The organism is Nocardioides sp. WG-D5, assembly GCF_054031175.1.
The window spans coordinates 1,023,233-1,039,676 of sequence record NZ_CM132928.1 but is presented as its reverse complement, the minus strand read 5'-3'; the positions used below and the strand labels follow the sequence as shown (position 1 = coordinate 1,039,676).

Below are 16,444 nucleotides of genomic sequence, written 5' to 3'. Positions count from 1 at the left end.
CTCTCTCTGGCCCACCTGTCTGGCGGGGATGCGTTTAGGGTAGCCTCACTTAGGTTCGCCTAACCTAATCCCCCCGCGTCGAAGGAGACCAGTGAGCGCACCGCACTTGGAGCATCTGTTCCACCCCGACAATGCTCGTGAGTACACCAGCGGGATCACCGAAGCAATCAGACTGCTCGTCGACCAGCTCGCCACGCTCGAAGGCCCCACCACCGGGATCTCGCCCGAGGCGGCCGCCGAACCGGTCGCCGAGGTCGACCTGGACAACCCTCTCGTCGACAGCACCGCGGCGCTCGCCGAGGTCAGCCGGCTGTGGCTCAAGGACGCGGTCTGGTTCCACGACCCGTCCTACGCCGCTCACCTCAACTGCCCGGTCGTCATCCCCTCCCTCGTCGGGGAGCTGCTGATCGCGGCCGTCAACACCTCGATGGACACCTTCGACCAGTCCGTGGGCGGCACGTTCATGGAGCGTCGCCTCATCGACTGGACCGCCGCCCGCGCCGGTTACCCCGAGGCGACCCGCGACGGCATCTTCACCAGCGGCGGCAGCCAGTCCAACCTGCAGGCGCTGCTCCTGGCCCGCGGCGAGGCGGAGCGCCGCGGCGTACCTCTGGACCGGCTGCGCTTCCTGACCTCCGCGGACAGCCACTTCTCCATCGCCAAGTCGGCCCGTCTGCTCGGCATGGGCGAATCGGCCGCGATCGCGATCCCGACCGACGCCGAGCACCGGATGGACGTCGCCGCGCTGCGTGAGGCGCTCGACGAGTGCGTCGTCGACGGCCTCGTGCCGGCGGCGGTCGTGGCTACCGCAGGCACCACCGACTTCGGTGTGATCGACCCGCTCCACGCCATCGCCGACGCCTGCCAGGACTTCAACGTCTGGTTCCACGTCGACGCGGCGTACGGCGGTGGGCTGCTGGCCTCGCCGAAGTACCGCCACCTGCTCGACGGCATCGACCGGTCGAACTCGATCACGATCGACTACCACAAGACCTGGTTCCAGCCGGTCTCCTCCAGCGCGCTCCTGGTCCGCGACCTGGCGACCATGCAGCACGCCTCCTGGTACGCCGACTATCTCAACCCGCGGGAGTCGGAGAACCCCAACCAGGTCGACAAGTCCCTGCAGACCACCCGCCGCTTCGACGCGCTCAAACTGTGGCTCACCCTGCGCACGATGGGCGCCGACCAGATCGGTGCCTACCTCGAGACCGTGATCGACCTGGCCCGCGAGGTCTACGACATCCTCAGCCTGCAGTCCGACATCGAGGTCGTCACGCCCTCCCAGCTCTCCACCGTCGTCTTCCGCTACGTCGACCCGCACCTGGACGAGGACGCCTTGGGCGACCTCAACCGACGGATCCGTGCGGAGATGTGGAGCGGCGGCCGCGGTGTCGTCGCCGCCACCAAGGTCGACGGCCGGCAGTTCCTCAAGCTCACCCTGCTCAACCCCATGGCCTCGGTGCAGGACGTGCTCGACATCATCGAGCAGGTCCGTACGCTGGGCCGTGCCGTTCCGGAGGTCGCCCGATGAACGCTCCCGACACATCAGCTGACGTCCATGACCTGATCGGCATCGGGCTCGGCCCGTTCAACCTCGGCCTGGCCGCGCTCGCCGACCCGATCGACGAGCTCGACTGCCTCTTCCTCGAGGGCCGCGACCGGTTCGACTGGCACCCGGGCATGATGCTCGACGAGGCCACCCTGCAGGTGCCGTTCCTGGCCGACCTGGTGACGATGGCCGACCCGACCTCGCGGTTCAGCTTCCTCAACTTCCTCAAGCAGACCGGCCGGATCTACCCGTTCTACATCCGGGAGAACTTCCTGCCCCACCGGCGCGAGTACAACCAGTACTGTCAGTGGGTCGCCTCGCAGCTCGGCTCCGTCCGGTTCGGGCAGCAGGTCGCCTCCGTGGAGCACGACGGCGAGACGTACGTCCTCACCACCGCTTCCGGCGAGACACATCGGACCAGGCGGCTGGTGCTCGGGACCGGGACGAGCCCGCGGGTCCCCGAGTGCGCGGCCGAGGCGGTGGCGGCCGAGGGGCCGGCGCTGCACAGCTCGGAGTACCTGGCTCGCCGCGACGAGCTCGTGTCCCGGCGCAGCATCACCGTGGTCGGCAGCGGCCAGTCGGCCGCCGAGGTGTACCTCGACCTGCTGAACGCCCAGCCCGACCACGACTACCAGCTGGCCTGGCTGACCCGCAGCCCGCGATTCTTCTCGATGGAGTACACCAAGCTCACCCTCGAGCTGACCTCGCCGGAGTACTCCGCCTACTTCCAGTCGCTCCCGGCCGAGAAGCGCGACCGGCTGCTGAAGTCGCAGCAGAGCCTCTACAAGGGCATCTCGGGCGACACGATCGACGCGATCCACGAGGCGCTCTACACCCGCTCGGTCACCGAGGCGGCCGAGACCACGCTGCTGACCAACACCGAGGTGCGCGGCGTGACCCGCACCGACGGCGGCTACCACCTCGCGCTCCACCACGTGGAGCAGGAGGAGGACTACGCGATGTCGACCGAGGCGCTCGTCCTCGCGACCGGTTACCGCGCCGGCATCCCGGCCTTCCTGGAGCCGGTCCGTGACCGGATCCGCCTGGACTCGCAGGGTCGTTATGCGGCCAGCGCGACCTTCTCGGTCGACACCGCAGACCGTGAGATCTGGGTGCAGAACGGCGAGGAGCACACCCATGGCTTCGTCGCCCCCGACCTCGGCATGGGCGCCTACCGCAGCTCGGTGATCCTCGCCGCCATCCTCGGCCGCGAGCCCTACCCGGTCGAGAAGCGGGTCGCCTTCCAGGAGTTCGGCGTCCCGGACCGCTTCAAGCTTCAGCCCGGGGTCTCGACAAGCTCGACCACCGTAGATATGGAGAACCGATGAGGATCACGATCGAACCGCTCGAGATCGAGGCCCACCTCGGCACCGTCCACTCCTGGGTGACCCATCCGCGCTCGGCGTACTGGATGATGCTCGACGCCACGCTGGAGGACGTCGCCGCGGAGTACGCGCGGATCGCCGCCCACCCGCACCACGACGCCTGGCTCGGCCGGGTCGACGGCGTGCCGGCGTTCCTGGTCGAGACCTACGACCCCGCGCGCAGCGAGCTCGCCGGGATCACCCACGTGCCCGACCTGGCGCCGGGCGACCTGGGCATGCACGTGCTGGTCGCACCGACCTCCGGCGAGCCCGTCTCGGGCTACACGACCCGGGTCTTCCGGGCGGTCATGCGGCACTGCTTCGCCGATCCCGGGGTCCGTCGTGTGGTGGTCGAGCCGGACGTACGCAACGAGCCGATCCGGCGCAAGAACACCGAGGCCGGTTTCGTCGAGCTGCGCGAGATCAGCATCGGGGAGAAGACCGCGATGCTCTCGGTCTGCACCCGGGAGATGTACGCAGCCGCCCACCTGCGCCCGGAGAACGTCCGGGTCGCTCACCGGCACCTGGTCGCCAAGGCGATCGCGGAGTTCAGCCACGAGCGGCTGATCGCCCCGACTGCCGTCGACGAGGGGGCCGACGGCGGCTGGGAGCTGCAGGGACCGTCCTCGACGTACGCGTTCTCCGCCCGTCGCTTCCTGCTCGACCACTGGGTCGTGGACCCGGACTCGATCGTGCGACGCACCGGTGAGGCACGGGACGTGGAGGACGTGGTCGACGCGCAGGCGTTCGTCGCCGAGTTCGCGCCGGATCTGGGCATCCCGGACAAGCTGCTGCCGACCTACCTGGAGGAGCTGGCGGCGACCATCGCCTCGGCCTGCTGGAAGCTCGAGCACCAGACGCTGACCGCGACCGACCTGGTCGACGCCGACCACCAGAGCGTCGAGGGGGCGATGAGCGAGGGCCACCCCGCCTTCGTCGCCAACAACGGCCGGATCGGCTTCGACATCGACGACCACGCCCGCTGGGCGCCGGAGACGAGCAACGACCTCAGCCTGCTGTGGGTCGCCGTCCCCCGGGACCAGTCCCACCTGGCCCTGGGCCGTGGCGAGGACGAGGACCGCCTCTACGCGGCCGAGCTCGGTGAGGCCACCCTGGCCCGGTTCGCGGCGAAGCTGCGCGGGCTCGGGCTCGACCCGGACGGGTTCCGCTACCTGCCCGTCCACCCGTGGCAGTGGCGCCACAAGCTGGCGGTCACCTTCGCGGCGGACGTCGCCGCGCGCCGGATCGTGCTGGTCGGCTCGGGGGAAGATGTCCACCGTCCGCAGCAGTCGATCCGGACGTACTTCAACACCAGCCGGCCCGAGCGGCACTACGTCAAGACCGCGCTGTCGATCCAGAACATGGGCTTCATGCGCGGACTCTCCCCGGCCTACATGGCCGCGACCCCGGTCATCAACGACTGGGTCGCCGACCTGGTCGAGGGTGACGCGGAGCTGAAGGAGCGCGGCTTCGGCGTGCTGCGCGAGCTGGCCTCGATCGGCTGGACCGGCGACATCTTCCACGAGCTGCCGACCCCCTCGCCCTACCGGAAGATGATCGCCGCGCTGTGGCGCGAGTCGCCGGTGCCGCGGCTCGCCGAGGGGGAGCGGTGCGCGACGATGGCGGCGCTGCTCCACCGCGACGCGGCCGGTGCCTCGTACGCCGCCGAGCTGGTCCGTGCCTCCGGGCTGCCCGCCCGGGAGTGGGTGCGCAGCTACCTCGACGCCTACCTGCGGCCGCTGGTGCACTGCCTGCTGGCGTACGACCTGGCGTTCATGCCGCACGGCGAGAACCTGGTGATGGTGCTGCGCGACCACGTCCCGGTGCGGATGTTCATGAAGGACATCGGTGAGGAGGTGGCGGTGATGGGTGACCTGCCCCTGCCCGAGGAGGTCTCCCGGATCCGCGGTTCCTTCCCGGACGACGTCAAGGCGCTGGCCGTGCACACCGACATCTTCGACGGGGTGCTGCGCTACGTCGCCGCGATCCTCGATGATGAGGGCGTGCTGCCGGAGACCGAGTTCTGGGCCGAGGCCCGGGCGTGCATCGTCGACCACGCCGCCGACCACCCCGAGCTGGCCGACGCGGTCGCGCGCTACGACTTCCTGCGCCCGCGCTTCCGCCACTCGTGCCTCAACCGGCTGCAGCTGCGCAACACGCTGCAGATGGTCGACATCACCGACCAGGCCGAGTCGCTCATCTTCGCGGGCACCCTCGCCAACCCGGTCGCCGACCCGGTCGCCAGTCCGGTCGTATGACGCCCCCATCAAATGGGCTCTGCCGTGACGAGTGGGGCATCCCGCATGTGCGGGGTGCCTCGCTGACCGAGGTGGCCCGGCTCCAGGGCCGGGCCACCGCGCGGGACCGCGCCTGGCAGCTCGAGATCGAGCGCCTGCGCGGTGAGGGCCGCACCGCCGAGCTGCTCGGCCCGGCCGGGCTGGAGTGGGACACCTTCGCGCGCCGCGCCCGGATCGAGGCCGTCGCGCGCGCTGCCTACGCCGGGCTCGACGTGGAGACGCAGGAGTTCCTGGCGGCGTACGTCGACGGGGTCCGCACCGGACTCGCCGAGACGTCCTGCGTCGAGCTGGACGGGCCCGACGGGCTCGGGCCGGCGCCGGGGACCTGGCAGCCGTGGACGCCGCTGGCGGTCTTCTGGGTGCAGCAGATCCTCTTCGGCTCGTTCCCCTCGAAGCTCTTCGGCGCCCGGGCCGCGCGCGTGCTCGGCGCCGAGGCCGAGCTGTTCCGCACGGAAGGGTTGACCGGAGGCCTGTCCGGCGGCTCCAACGCGTACGCCGTCGGCGGCGGCCGCACCGGATCCGGTCTGCCGCTGGTGGCCGGGGACCCGCACCGGGTCTTCGAGGCGCCCAACGTCTACCTCCAGGTGCGGCTTGCGTGCACCGATCCCGACGACGCCTTCGACGTGGTCGGGATGACCTTCCCCGGCGTACCCGGTGTGCAGCACTTCGCGCACGCCGGTCGGGTCGCCTGGGGGATCACCAACGCGATGGGCGACTACCAGGACCTCTACCGGGTCGACCTGCGTCCGGGCGGCGACGTGGTCCGGCGGAGCGAGGAGACGGTGCTCGTCCGCGGACACGAGCCGGTCTCGGTCGAGATCCTCGAGACCGAGCGCGGGCCGGTGGTCCTCGATGATCCGGAGGAGGGCTGGGGTCAGGCGCTGCGTACGCCCGGCCACGAGCTCGGTGACCTCGGCTTCGGGGCCCTGTTGCCGCTGCTGAGGGCACGTTCGGTCGCCGACGTGGAGGCGGCGGTGGCGCACTGGGTCGAGCCGGTCAACAACTGGGTGATCGCCGACGTGGCCGGCGACGTCGTCCACACGGTCGGCGGCCGCGTGCCCACCCGTGACGAGGCGGGGGACTGGACCGGCTGGGTCGACCCGCTCCCGCGGCGTACGGCCTCTCCTGGTGGCGCCGTGGTGACCGCCAACGACCGGTGCATGCCGGAGTTCGACGTGCTCGCGACCGGCTTCGCGCCGCCGTTCCGTGCGCACCGGATCGGCGAGCTTCTCTCCGACGCAGGTCCGCTCGAGGCGAAGGACGCGGTGGCGGTGCTCGCCGACACCACCCAGATGGCCGGTGGGCCGCTGCTGGCGCTGGTCCCCGCCGACCTGTGGCCGCAGGCCCTGGACGAGTGGGACGGTGCGATGGACGGGTCGCCGGGCGCGGCCTGGTACGCCGAGCTGCGCGCCGAGGTCGTCGACCGGATCTGCGCGGCACCGGCGCTCGCGCCGCTGCGGGAGCCGTCGGAGCACGGGCCGCTCTACGAGCCCTGGTTCAGCCTGCCGGCCCGGGTGGCCGGTGCGCTGCACGTCATCCTGGCCGCCGAGAAGCCGTTCGGCCTGGACCTGCGCGAGCTGGTGGCCGAGGCGGCGAAGGCCGTGGCCGGCCGTGAGCCGACGCCATGGCCGGAGAGCCACCGCTTCTGGCCGCTGCACGCGCTGGAGCAGTTCGAGCTCCCGCACATCCGGTCCGCGCCCGCCACCCCGCTGCCCGGCGACACCGACACGGTCCGCTGCAACGCCTGGATCCCGGGCACCACCGTGACCGTGCGTGGATCGGTGGCCCGCTACGCGTGGGATCTCGCCGACCGCGCCAACAGCCGATGGGTCGTACCGCTGGGTGTCAGCGGCGACCCGGACAGTCCCCACCACACCGACCAGCACGACGCCTGGGCCGACGGAGGCGCCGTACGCGTCGTCACCGACTGGTCCCTGCTCACCGAGGAGAAGACATGCCCCTGACCGACCCGGTCCTGACCATCCGCGACCTGGAGCCGTCGGCCGACATCGACCTGCTGTGCGGCTGGCTGCACGACGACCGGGCCCGCTTCTGGGGCATGGTCGAGAAGCCGCGCGAGGAGATCGAGGAGATCTACACCTGGCTGCAGGAGCAACCGCACCTGGCGGCGTACATCGTCGAGATCGACGGCGAGCCGGTCGCCCTGTTCCAGACCTGGGACCCCGAGGTCGACGAGCTCGGCACCTTCTACGACCGCCGCCCCGGGGACATCGGTGCCCACCTCTTCCTGGCCGACACCCCCACCCGCCAGGGCCGGACCGAGGGCGTCCTCGACTTCTTCATCGAGGAGGTCATCGTCAAGGCCGGTGCCCGCCGCATCGTCGTCGAGCCGGACGCCACCAACGAGGCGTCTCTCGCCCGGCTCGACGACTACGGCTTCAAGCGCGGCCCGGTCGTCCAGCTCCCGCACAAGGTCGCCCAGTACGCCTTCCTCGACCTGCCCTGACTCACGACAGCTTCTGGGCGACCTCGTTGAGGGTGGCCCGGAGCTTGTCCCGGTAGACGTCCTGCTGCTCGGGCAGTCGGGCGTCGCAGAAAGCGGCCAGATCAGTGCCGGTGACCTCGACGACGCTGCGGCCGGCGGCGGCTTCGGTCTCGAAGAGGTCGAGGATGTCGCGCAGGATGTCGACGATGTCCATGCCGTCGCTGGTGGTGAAGCGCCACATGTAGCTCTTCATCTCGGCATACACGGTGCGGTAGTCGGCGGGGAGTGCGGCGGCGCGGGCTTCCATGCGCTTCCAGTCCTTCTTGTCGCCGATGAGTCGGGTGAGGATGTTGTTCATGTTCTGCTTCTTTCTTCGGTGGTTTCGGCTCCCTGTTTTGGGGCCGTGGAAGAAGCGTGCAGGGCTGACGTAGCGTCAGGGTCAAGCACTGATTCGAAGAAAGTTCTCGAAGCCTCGAGCCTGCCTGGTCGTCAGGCTGCGAGGGTGTGATCGAGGAGTACGTCGCGCAGCGTGAACTCTGCCCGAGACAAAGGTGGTGGGTCTTGTGCCCAGGTGTCGGGTGGTGGGCTGAGATAGATGTGCCCGGTGGGTGTGACCGTGATGATGCTGCCATCGGGCCCGGGTCTGGCTCGCCAGCCGGGGGCTTCCTTGGCCTGATTGCTAGTCGGGGGGTTTAGTACCCACGAATGACCGCGCCCCCGTCGACACTTCAACGCGTCATGAGTCGCGACGCCGCTTCCTCGTAGGCGGTCAAAGCGCGGTCTCGGGCCCCGAATGATTCCCGCTTTCCGTCATAAAGTGCCGACGTTGATCGTAGGGTGTCGGCTGCCTCGGCGATCGACAACTTCAGTAGTCGCATACGTCCCAGGAGAAACCCGGCCTCGGCGTTTGCCTCGCCCCAAAGCCAGTGCGCTTCGGATCGCTGCCGCCTCCAATCGGCGTGGTCCTCCTCGGACACCGGTGGAGCCTCCTCCGGGTCAAATGCTGGTGTGCCCACCGGGAGTTGCTGGATTGAAAGGGAGTGACTGTAGGCGTCCCTGGCGTGGTTCCACATGCGGTCGGTGACCTCCCAGAACCGTGCAAGGAGTTCGTCAACCTGGCGTCGCTGCTCCGCTTTCCGTGCGTGGCGGGCGTCGATCCACTTGCCGCCAAGCGCCGCGCTAGCGCCGACAAGGGCGCCGACGAGACCGCTGCCCGCGCTGATCCATGCTGGGTCCACAGATCGGGATGCTCCCCGAGACCTCGTCGGCCGTGTTGGCGGAGCGGCCGGACGTAGACATTTGTGGGGACATCTTGCCCTCGACCTCGCCACCGGTTCGGTTGGGGCCTCATACGGTGCGCCCGTGACGTTCGAACAGGTGATGACGGTGGTGGCGGTCGCGGTCGGTCCGGCCGGTATCGGGCTTGGCTGGTGGCTCTCGGAGTTGGGTACGACCAAGCGGGCTAGGGACGCGGCCAAGGACCGGGAGAAGCAGGAGCAGGGTAGCCGCGCGATCCGGGTCCTCACCTCGGCGGCGACGATCGAGAGCGAGGGCCGGACCATCGCTCACGCGGCCTACCAGCGGGCCGCGAACCGTCCGCCCGACAAGGATCAGGTGATGGAGTCGATCAACGCGTTCAACGCCGCGATGGGCGACCTCAACCTGTTGATCCTGGAGGCCGAGGTGTTCGGTCCGAAGGGACTGGCCGAGATCGGCCGGGAGTTGCAGGAGCGCGGCCGGGAACTAGCGGAGGTGACCTGGTCGTTGCAGATCAACTTCACGGCCGATGCCATCGACCAGGTGCAGAAGGTGACGCTGCCGGGGTTCCTGACCGCGATCGAGGAGGCGACGGCCGATGTCCGGGCTCTGCTCGGCAAGGACGACCTGGCGCGCGATCGAGAAACACTCAAAGAACGGGTCGGCGGCGAACCCTGAAGCGAAACACACCCACCCAACCGAGCTCTCCCCGAGAAGCAAAACACATCGATCCCGCCGCCCAGATGTATGCGAAGCGCATACAGTAGCTTTGTGGACCCCAGCCTCGAAGCCGCAATCAACGAGTGGCATACCAGCGTGAACGCCGCCGACCAAGAGCGCGCGAAACACGCAGTAGGCGACCCGGTCGTCGTCCTAGGCCCGAACGGCGCAGGCCCGATCACCCCCGCGCAGTTCGCCGAGTGGGTGGAGCATTCGGGAATCGAGCTGACCCCCAGGTCCTGGCACCCGGTCAGCGAGCGCCTGATGGTGGTCGAGGAGGATGCCACCTGGCCCGAGAGCACGAAGCCCACGCGGGTGGCGACGGTGTTCCGCGCCTCCAGCGGGAAGATCACGGCTGCACTGAGGCTGCCGGACCTCGAGGCCGCTCTCGAGCTGGCCTACATCTGCCGCGAGATGGCAGCAACCGAATGACCGACCGGGGCCCGGGACAGGTCATGTTCCACTTCGTCCGACACTGGGCACGCCGGCCGGTCGCGACAGACGCGGCGGACGAAAATGGGCGACTCGTGCTGGTCTGCGAGGCAGTCCATGCGCTCGGTCAGCGCGGGGTCCCGGTGACCGTGAACGCGATCGCCCACGAGATCGGGATCGACCAGAGTGGAGCTTCTCGACTGATCAAGAGCGCCATGGCGGCGGATTACCTGACCATGGCGGCGTCTTCGACCGATCGTCGACGGCGCGAAGCATCACTCACCCCCGCTGGGCGGTCCATGCTCGACCAGGCGCATCGCTGGCAGGAGGACATCTTCGTTGAGCTGACCACAGGGTGGAGCGACAAGAAGCGCCGCGACTTCCAGCAGGCGATGACTGATCTGATGGACCGCTCCTACGCGATGGACGCGTGAGCTGCTAGGAGTCGGCGACCATCTCGACCAGCCGTCCCATGGCCCCGAGCTCGGCATCGTGAACGCCCTCGTCAGGAACGATGACGAGCGACCACAGCCGACTCCCGACCGCAACGTTCCCGACCACGAGATCCCCGTCGTCGTGCGACTCGATACAGACGAACGCCCGGTCGCCGACCTCCACAGGCGGAGGAGACGGGATGCAGTCCTCCCGGCTCGCGTCGAGTCCAGCAGAGACGGACGTGTCGACCAGCGTTGTCACGAAGATCGCTCCCCGGTCGCTGGTGTAGGTGCAGACGTCGTCGTCGGCGGTGTGCGACCAGGACCCGGGGATGGCGCTGGCGACCTGGGCGGGCTCGAAGAGACACGGCCCGGAGGCCTCGACGGGGGAGGTGGAGGGGCTGGGCCCAGGGCTACCGCTGCTGGGCTCGCCGGACCCGCAGCCTGCGAGAGCGGTCGTCGAGAGGACAGCCGCGACGCTCAGCAGCTTCCTCGACACGTACGTCTCCTCTGGGTTTGCGGGGCTCCGCCAGTTTTGCAGGTCACCCTCGCAAGCCCGCAACCGAGGTTGGGTCGGGCGCGGCGAGATCGGGGAGCAGGACGCGAAGCCGCGCCAGCGCGTCGCTGGTCTGGGACTTGACGGTGCCGATCGAGGCGCCGAGCGTGGCCGCGGTCTCGCGCTCGGTGAGGTCGTCGTAGTAGCGCAGGACGATGACGGCGCGCTGCCGGGGCGGAAGCCGTAGGAGCGCATCGCGAAGGGTGAGGCTCCAGGTCAGGTTCGGCTCACCCGTTCCCTGGTCGGGCAGGTGCTCGACCAGGGTCTCGCGCCACCGACGGGTGCGCCACCGGGTGGTGGCTTCGCGGGCGAGCACCTTGCGGACGTACGCCTCGGGGTTGTCCTTGATCCTGCCCCACTTCGGGACCACCTTGATGAGCGTGGTCTGGACGAGGTCCTCGGCATCCTCCGCGTGCCCGGTGAGGAGGAAGGCCGTACGCAGCAGGGCCGGGCGGCGGCCGGCGACGAACTCCTCGAACAGATCATCGTCAGGCTCCGGCACGGCGCCTCCAGACGAAGATCGCGAGGGCTGCGGCCACGACGGTCGTGCCAGCTGCGATGGTCGGGACCCAGGGCGACCTCGGACGAGGTGGGGCGGGCTGGTTCTTCACCGGCGAGCTGAGGAGGTTGAGAGCCAGGTTGGCATTGTCGACGTACTCCGAGAGCCTCGTGGTTGAACCGTCTCGGATGTCGATGGCGACCAGGTCGCCCCGGGCGTCCTCGCCGTGGCGTTTCAGGGCCGCGAGGTGGAACTCGTCCAACCAGCAGAACACTCCGACATAGCTGCCCGGGATCGGATCGCCGTAGCCGTGGTCGTCGGCGTCCAGGTCCTTGACGTAGACGGGCGTTTCCGCACCGTTCCCGAAGATCGCGGCGATGCGCTTCGCATCGTGCGAGAGGGCGAGGAACTGGGTCCGGTTGATTCGCCCTGCGGTCTGAGGAACGTTGGCGGGCGTCGTGGAACCGTCGGTTTCGATGACGAGCGTGCTCTCGATCCCCGCGACGATGCTGCCAGCTGCGTTGGTGCTCGCGCCAGCGAGCGTCGCCGCGATGGCGACGGCCTGACCCGTGGCCAGGTCGAAGACCGAGCTGCCAGCATCGGCCGACGAGCAGCAGTCCCGCATCTGCCCGATCTCGACGCCGAGATGAGTGGGGTCGAACCAGACCAAGGCTCGGCCGTCGAGGCCATGCTGCGTCGACTGCATCATTCGCTCGACCTTGCCGGTGACGGTGTCGTAGACGGCATGACCGACGATCGGTGGGACATCGGAGAATGCGTTGCTGCTCGGCACTTTCGGACGTTCCGGGAGCGGATCGGGAACCGAGCCGGTGATCCAGTACGCCACGTACCGGCCGTCGGGTGACAGCGCGGCGTCACCGAGGTACTCCGGATGCGCGTCGGGTAGGTCGAGGAACCGGTAGTCGCCGGTGGTCGCCGAAACTCCGACCAGCCCGAATCCACGATCGGCCCAGCCCTTGCGCTCGGCTTGGATCGTCGCGATCAGGACCCCTGGCGGACCCTGATCGTCGGTCCCCGGGAGATAGGGGCTCGGCCTGTAGATCCGTGCCGGGACGTACGTCTTCGTCTCGGTGTCCGTGACGGGCGGCTCGACGGCGCGCTGCTGCCAGGTCACCGAGCCCAGCGCGATCAGCACCAGACAGGCGACTGCAGCGATGGCGACGGTGCCGACACGCCGCGTACGTGCCATCCGACGGCCACGACGCCACAGCTGCCCAGGCGGGGTGCCGCCGGTGGGTGCCTCGCGGGCGAGGTCTTCGAGCAGGTCAGTCAGCACATCGGTCTCCAGATCGGTCGTCCGATGGCTTACACGTATCGAGCCCGGCGGAAGGTTGGGTGCCGATTTGAACAGAATTGACGTGCGGACTTTGCTGGATTGGGCAGAATCACCCGGGTGACCTCTGAGATCAGAGAACGGCTCGCGGGACAGCACGTCCTGCTCACGGGCGTGACCGGGTTCGTCGGGGAGGCGCTGCTGCACCTGCTGCTGACCGAGGTGCCGGACGTACGCCTCAGCGTGCTGGTGCGGCCCAAGGGGTCGACCCCGGGAGCGGCCCGGATCGCGAAGCTGCTGGCCAAGCCGATCTTCGAGTCGGTCTCGGACGCGCAGGTGAACGTCGTCGAGGGCGATCTCTCCGACCCGCCCGCGCTGCCGGACGATCTCGACGCCGTCGTGCACTCCGCCGGCGACGTCTCGTTCGACCCGCCGGTCGACGAGGGCTTCGTCACCAACGTCGTCGGGGTGCGCGAGCTGCTCAAGCGGGTCGAGGAGACCGGGCGCGACATCCACTACCTGCACGTCTCGACCGCCTATGTCTCCGGCCGGCGCAGGGGCCACATCCCCGAGGGGCCGGTGGACCACGACGTCGACGTGGACGCCGAGCTCGCCTGGGGGCTGGCGCAGCGTACCGCTGTCGAGGAGCGTTCACGCAGCGTCGAGGTGATCTCCAAGCTGCGCAAGCAGGCCGAGCGCGAGCACGGCCGCGCCGGTCTGATGACCGCCGCCGCTGCCGCCGAGGAGGCACGCAAGAAGTGGGTGAAGGAGGAGCTGGTCCGCCTCGGCACCGAGCGGGCCCGCTCGCTGGGCTGGACCGACTGCTACACCTTCACCAAGGCGCTGGGGGAGCGGGTCGTGGAGGCCCACGCCGCCCGTGGAAACCGGGCCACGATCTACCGCCCGGCGATCATCGAGTCGGCCGTCTCCCGTCCGCATCCGGGGTGGATCGAGGGCTTCAAGATGGCCGAGCCGCTGATCCTGGCCTACGGGCGCGGTGAGCTGCCGCTCTTCCCGGCCGCCGCCGACACCGCCATCGACATCGTGCCCGTCGATCACGTGGTCGCCTCGATCGTGGCCTGCCTGGCGCACCCGCCGCGGCACGGCGAGCCGGCCTACTTCCACCTCGCCTCCGGCGACCGCAACCCGGTGACGTTCGGGATGCTCTACGAGACGGTGCGCGCCTACTTCGAGAAGCAGCCGTTCGCGGCCGGCGACCGCGGTGCCGCGCGGCTGCCGGAGTGGACCTTCCCGGGCGGTGCCTCGGTCGAGCGGATGATGGCGACCGGGGAGAAGGTGCACAAGCTCGCCGACACGCTGCTCGGCCTGGCCCCGCGCAGCGACCGCACCCGCGGCTGGGCGCGCGACCTCGACCGCCAGGGCCGGCGGCTGAAGTTCCTGCGGCGCTACCTGGACCTCTACAAGGAGTACGCCCAGGCCGACCTCCGCTTCGTCGACGCCAACACCCTCGCGCTCTACCGGTCGCTGTCGCCGGCCGACCAGGAGACCTTCGCCTTCGACACCGGCGTGATCGACTGGCACGAGTATCTCCACGACATCCACGTGCCGTCGGTGACCAAGCCGGTCCGTGAGCTCGACGAGCTGCGCAAGCTGCGGAAGAAGCCGGTCCCCGGCCGGATGCCGCGGATCTCGGCGGCCTCGCCCACCGACGAGAAGCGGGTCGCGGCCTTCTTCGACCTCGACGGCACCCTGATGTCCTCCAACGTGATCGAGACCTACCTGTGGCTGCGCCTCGGCGAGCTCTCGGGCACCAAGAAGGCCGCGGAGATCGCCCGGATGGCCGGCAAGGTGCCCAAGTACGTGTGGGCGGACCGTGCCGAGCGCAGCTCGCTGCTGCGTACGGTCTACAAGGAGTACGCCGGCGCGCGGCTCTCCGAGCTCGACGAGATCGTCGATCAGCACCTGACCACGCACATCCTCGGGCGGCTGGCCCCGGACGCGGTCCGGCGGATCCGGGAGCACCGCGCCGCGGGGCACGTGACGGTGCTGGTCACCGGCGCGATCCGGCCGCTGACCAGGCCGCTGCTGCCGCTGTTCGACCACATCGAGGCCGCCGACCTGGCCGTCGACGACCGTGGCTACTGCACCGGCCACCTGGCCGCCTCGCCGCTGGTGGGGGAGTCACGCGGCGCGTTCGTCCGCGAGTGGTCCCGCCGCGAGGGCATCTCGCCGGCCGACTGCTTCGCCTACGCCGACTCCCACTCCGACCTCCCGCTGCTGGCCGCGGTCGGCCACCCGGTGGCGGTCCGGCCCGACGTACCTCTCTTCCGGCACGCCAAGAGGTCGCACTGGACGATCGTCGACTGGGAGTCCCCGGGACACGCGAGCCGCACGCTCGACCCGGCCGGGCTGCGCCGATGAGTTCGATGAGGAGGGGCTGAATGCTCGCGCTCGAGATGTACCGCAGCGTCGCCAAGACGGCGCTGGGCAAGGTCGCCGGCGGCCGGCTGCCGCTGCTGCTGACCGGGGCGGCGGCGCCGCTGCGGATGGTGACGCTCGACCCGCCGAAGGTCGAGCACGACGGCTGGGCGCGGCTGCGGGTCTCGCTCTCCGGCATCTGCGGGTCCGACCTGGGCATGCTGTCGGGGAAGACCTCCCTCTACTTCCAGCCGCTGGTGAGCCTGCCGTTCGTGCCCGGCCACGAGATCGTCGGCGAGCTGCTCGACCCGTGCGGCGACCTGGTGGCCGGCACCCGCGTGGTCGTCGACCCGGTCCTGACCTGCGCGGCGCGCGGGCTGGAGGCCTGCGAGGCGTGCGTGCGCGGCGAGACCAACCGGTGCTCGCGGATCACCGTCGGCGATATCTCCTCCGGGCTGCAGACCGGGTTCTGTCACGACACCGGCGGCGGCTGGTCCCAGCAGCTCTCGGTGCACCGCTCCCAGCTCCACGTGGTGCCGGAGGGCTACTCCGACGAGCAGGCGCTGCTCGCCGAGCCGGTCGCCTGTGCGGTCCACACGGCGCGAAGGGCCGCGATCAAGCCCGGTGACCGGGTGCTCGTCTCGGGCGCCGGGGCGGTCGGGCTGCTGGCCACGCTGGCCCTGCGCGAGCTCACCGACGCCGGCGAGATCCTGGTCGTGGCCAAGCACGCCCACCAGCGCGAGCTGGCGCTGGAGTTCGGCGCCACCGAGGTGGTCGCGCCGTCCGAGACGCTGCGGAGAATTCGCCGTGCGACCAGCGCTTTCATGCTCGAGCCGGAGATGCTGTCGGCGCCCTACCTCCTCGGTGGTGTGGACGTGACCATCGACGCGGTCGGCTCCAAGGAGTCGCTGCAGACCTGCCTGCACGCGACCCGCGCCGGTGGCCGGGTAGTGCTCTCCGGGATGCCCGCCTCCGCCGATCTGTCCGCGGCCTGGTTCCGCGAGCTCGAGGTGGTCGGGACGTACGCCTCCTCGCGAGGCTCCGGCGACTTCGCCACCGCTCTGGACCTGGTCGGCCACGACGCCATGTGCCGCCTCGCCAAGACCGTCGCGCCCTACCCGCTCCACCGCTGGCGCGAGGCCCTCGACCATGCCCATTCAGCCGGTCGGCTCGGCACCGTCAAGGTGGCGTTCGACCCTCGACGTACGTCATAGAAG

The 16,444-nt window shown here is 69.8% G+C and carries 15 protein-coding genes; 10 read left to right on the top strand and 5 right to left on the bottom strand.

The features are described from left to right. Positions 1-91 precede the first annotated feature (91 nt). From ACWZJV_RS05105 to ACWZJV_RS05085, 5 genes are read left to right on the top strand one after another with little or no spacing between them, the layout of a single operon-like run. Complete coding sequence (locus ACWZJV_RS05105) at positions 92-1,531, top strand: pyridoxal phosphate-dependent decarboxylase family protein (RefSeq protein WP_457180443.1); 1,440 nt, start codon at positions 92-94, stop codon at positions 1,529-1,531. Continuing rightward, positions 1,528-2,877, top strand: a complete 1,350-nt coding sequence (locus ACWZJV_RS05100) for a lysine N(6)-hydroxylase/L-ornithine N(5)-oxygenase family protein (protein WP_457180442.1) — start codon at positions 1,528-1,530, stop codon at positions 2,875-2,877. Before ACWZJV_RS05105 ends, ACWZJV_RS05100 begins: the two co-directional genes overlap by 4 nt. Continuing rightward, positions 2,874-5,171, top strand: a complete 2,298-nt coding sequence (locus ACWZJV_RS05095) for a GNAT family N-acetyltransferase (RefSeq protein ID WP_457180441.1) — start codon at positions 2,874-2,876, stop codon at positions 5,169-5,171. The genes ACWZJV_RS05100 and ACWZJV_RS05095 overlap by 4 nt, the downstream gene beginning before the upstream one ends. Then, positions 5,168-7,174 carry a penicillin acylase family protein gene (locus tag ACWZJV_RS05090; protein ID WP_457180440.1) on the top strand — a complete coding sequence of 669 codons (2,007 nt, stop codon included), beginning with the start codon at positions 5,168-5,170 and terminating at the stop codon, positions 7,172-7,174. The genes ACWZJV_RS05095 and ACWZJV_RS05090 overlap by 4 nt, the downstream gene beginning before the upstream one ends. Further along, on the top strand, positions 7,165-7,677 hold the full coding sequence (locus ACWZJV_RS05085; RefSeq protein WP_457180439.1) for a GNAT family N-acetyltransferase: 513 nt from the start codon (positions 7,165-7,167) through the stop codon (positions 7,675-7,677). The genes ACWZJV_RS05090 and ACWZJV_RS05085 overlap by 10 nt, the downstream gene beginning before the upstream one ends. 1 nt (position 7,678) lies before the next feature. On the opposite strand, the gene ACWZJV_RS05080 is transcribed toward ACWZJV_RS05085, so the two are convergent. Continuing rightward, complete coding sequence (locus tag ACWZJV_RS05080; RefSeq protein ID WP_457180438.1) at positions 7,679-8,014, bottom strand: DUF1048 domain-containing protein; 336 nt, start codon at positions 8,012-8,014, stop codon at positions 7,679-7,681. 370 nt (positions 8,015-8,384) lie between these two features. After that, on the bottom strand, positions 8,385-8,894 hold the full coding sequence (locus ACWZJV_RS05075; RefSeq protein WP_457180437.1) for a hypothetical protein: 510 nt from the start codon (positions 8,892-8,894) through the stop codon (positions 8,385-8,387). Between the two features lie 151 nt (positions 8,895-9,045). Here ACWZJV_RS05075 and ACWZJV_RS05070 point away from each other — a divergent pair, with 151 nt between their 5' ends. The 3 genes from ACWZJV_RS05070 to ACWZJV_RS05060 all read left to right on the top strand — a co-directional run bounded on the left by ACWZJV_RS05070 (position 9,046) and on the right by ACWZJV_RS05060 (position 10,499). Then, positions 9,046-9,591 carry a hypothetical protein gene (locus ACWZJV_RS05070; protein ID WP_457180436.1) on the top strand — a complete coding sequence of 182 codons (546 nt, stop codon included), beginning with the start codon at positions 9,046-9,048 and terminating at the stop codon, positions 9,589-9,591. A gap of 93 nt (positions 9,592-9,684) precedes the next feature. Next, complete coding sequence (locus ACWZJV_RS05065) at positions 9,685-10,065, top strand: hypothetical protein (RefSeq protein ID WP_457180435.1); 381 nt, start codon at positions 9,685-9,687, stop codon at positions 10,063-10,065. 23 nt (positions 10,066-10,088) lie between these two features. Then, on the top strand, positions 10,089-10,499 hold the full coding sequence (locus ACWZJV_RS05060) for a MarR family winged helix-turn-helix transcriptional regulator (RefSeq protein ID WP_457180434.1): 411 nt from the start codon (positions 10,089-10,091) through the stop codon (positions 10,497-10,499). Between the two features lie 4 nt (positions 10,500-10,503). Here the strand turns inward: ACWZJV_RS05060 and ACWZJV_RS05055 are convergent, their stop codons facing one another. The 3 genes from ACWZJV_RS05055 to ACWZJV_RS05045 are packed head-to-tail and all read right to left on the bottom strand — an operon-like array spanning position 10,504 to position 13,007. Then, positions 10,504-10,998 (bottom strand): hypothetical protein, encoded by a 495-nt coding sequence (locus ACWZJV_RS05055; protein ID WP_457180433.1) that lies wholly within the window; start codon positions 10,996-10,998, stop codon positions 10,504-10,506. Positions 10,999-11,041: 43 nt separating this feature from the next. After that, on the bottom strand, positions 11,042-11,557 hold the full coding sequence (locus tag ACWZJV_RS05050; protein WP_457180432.1) for a SigE family RNA polymerase sigma factor: 516 nt from the start codon (positions 11,555-11,557) through the stop codon (positions 11,042-11,044). Next, complete coding sequence (locus ACWZJV_RS05045; RefSeq protein ID WP_457180431.1) at positions 11,544-13,007, bottom strand: hypothetical protein; 1,464 nt, start codon at positions 13,005-13,007, stop codon at positions 11,544-11,546. Before ACWZJV_RS05045 ends, ACWZJV_RS05050 begins: the two co-directional genes overlap by 14 nt. Between ACWZJV_RS05045 and ACWZJV_RS05040 the strand changes: the two genes are divergently transcribed. Both ACWZJV_RS05040 and ACWZJV_RS05035 read left to right on the top strand, forming a co-directional pair. Next, positions 12,969-15,230 carry an HAD-IB family hydrolase gene (locus tag ACWZJV_RS05040; protein ID WP_457180430.1) on the top strand — a complete coding sequence of 754 codons (2,262 nt, stop codon included), beginning with the start codon at positions 12,969-12,971 and terminating at the stop codon, positions 15,228-15,230. The two genes, ACWZJV_RS05045 and ACWZJV_RS05040, sit on opposite strands and share 39 nt — an antisense overlap. A gap of 20 nt (positions 15,231-15,250) precedes the next feature. Next, on the top strand, positions 15,251-16,441 hold the full coding sequence (locus ACWZJV_RS05035) for a zinc-dependent alcohol dehydrogenase (RefSeq protein ID WP_457180429.1): 1,191 nt from the start codon (positions 15,251-15,253) through the stop codon (positions 16,439-16,441). Positions 16,442-16,444: the final 3 nt, after the last annotated feature.

Bases quoted from the DNA above. Each gene is read 5' to 3' on its own strand.
- ACWZJV_RS05085 (WP_457180439.1), top strand. From the start codon at position 7,165: ATGCCCCTGACCGACCCGGTCCTGACCATCCGCGACCTGGAGCCGTCG.
- ACWZJV_RS05095 (WP_457180441.1), top strand. From the start codon at position 2,874: ATGAGGATCACGATCGAACCGCTCGAGATCGAGGCCCACCTCGGCACC.
- ACWZJV_RS05060 (WP_457180434.1), top strand. From the start codon at position 10,089: ATGTTCCACTTCGTCCGACACTGGGCACGCCGGCCGGTCGCGACAGAC.
- ACWZJV_RS05080 (WP_457180438.1), bottom strand. From the start codon at position 8,014: ATGAACAACATCCTCACCCGACTCATCGGCGACAAGAAGGACTGGAAG.
- ACWZJV_RS05035 (WP_457180429.1), top strand. From the start codon at position 15,251: ATGCTCGCGCTCGAGATGTACCGCAGCGTCGCCAAGACGGCGCTGGGC.
- ACWZJV_RS05100 (WP_457180442.1), top strand. From the start codon at position 1,528: ATGAACGCTCCCGACACATCAGCTGACGTCCATGACCTGATCGGCATC.
- ACWZJV_RS05090 (WP_457180440.1), top strand. From the start codon at position 5,168: ATGACGCCCCCATCAAATGGGCTCTGCCGTGACGAGTGGGGCATCCCG.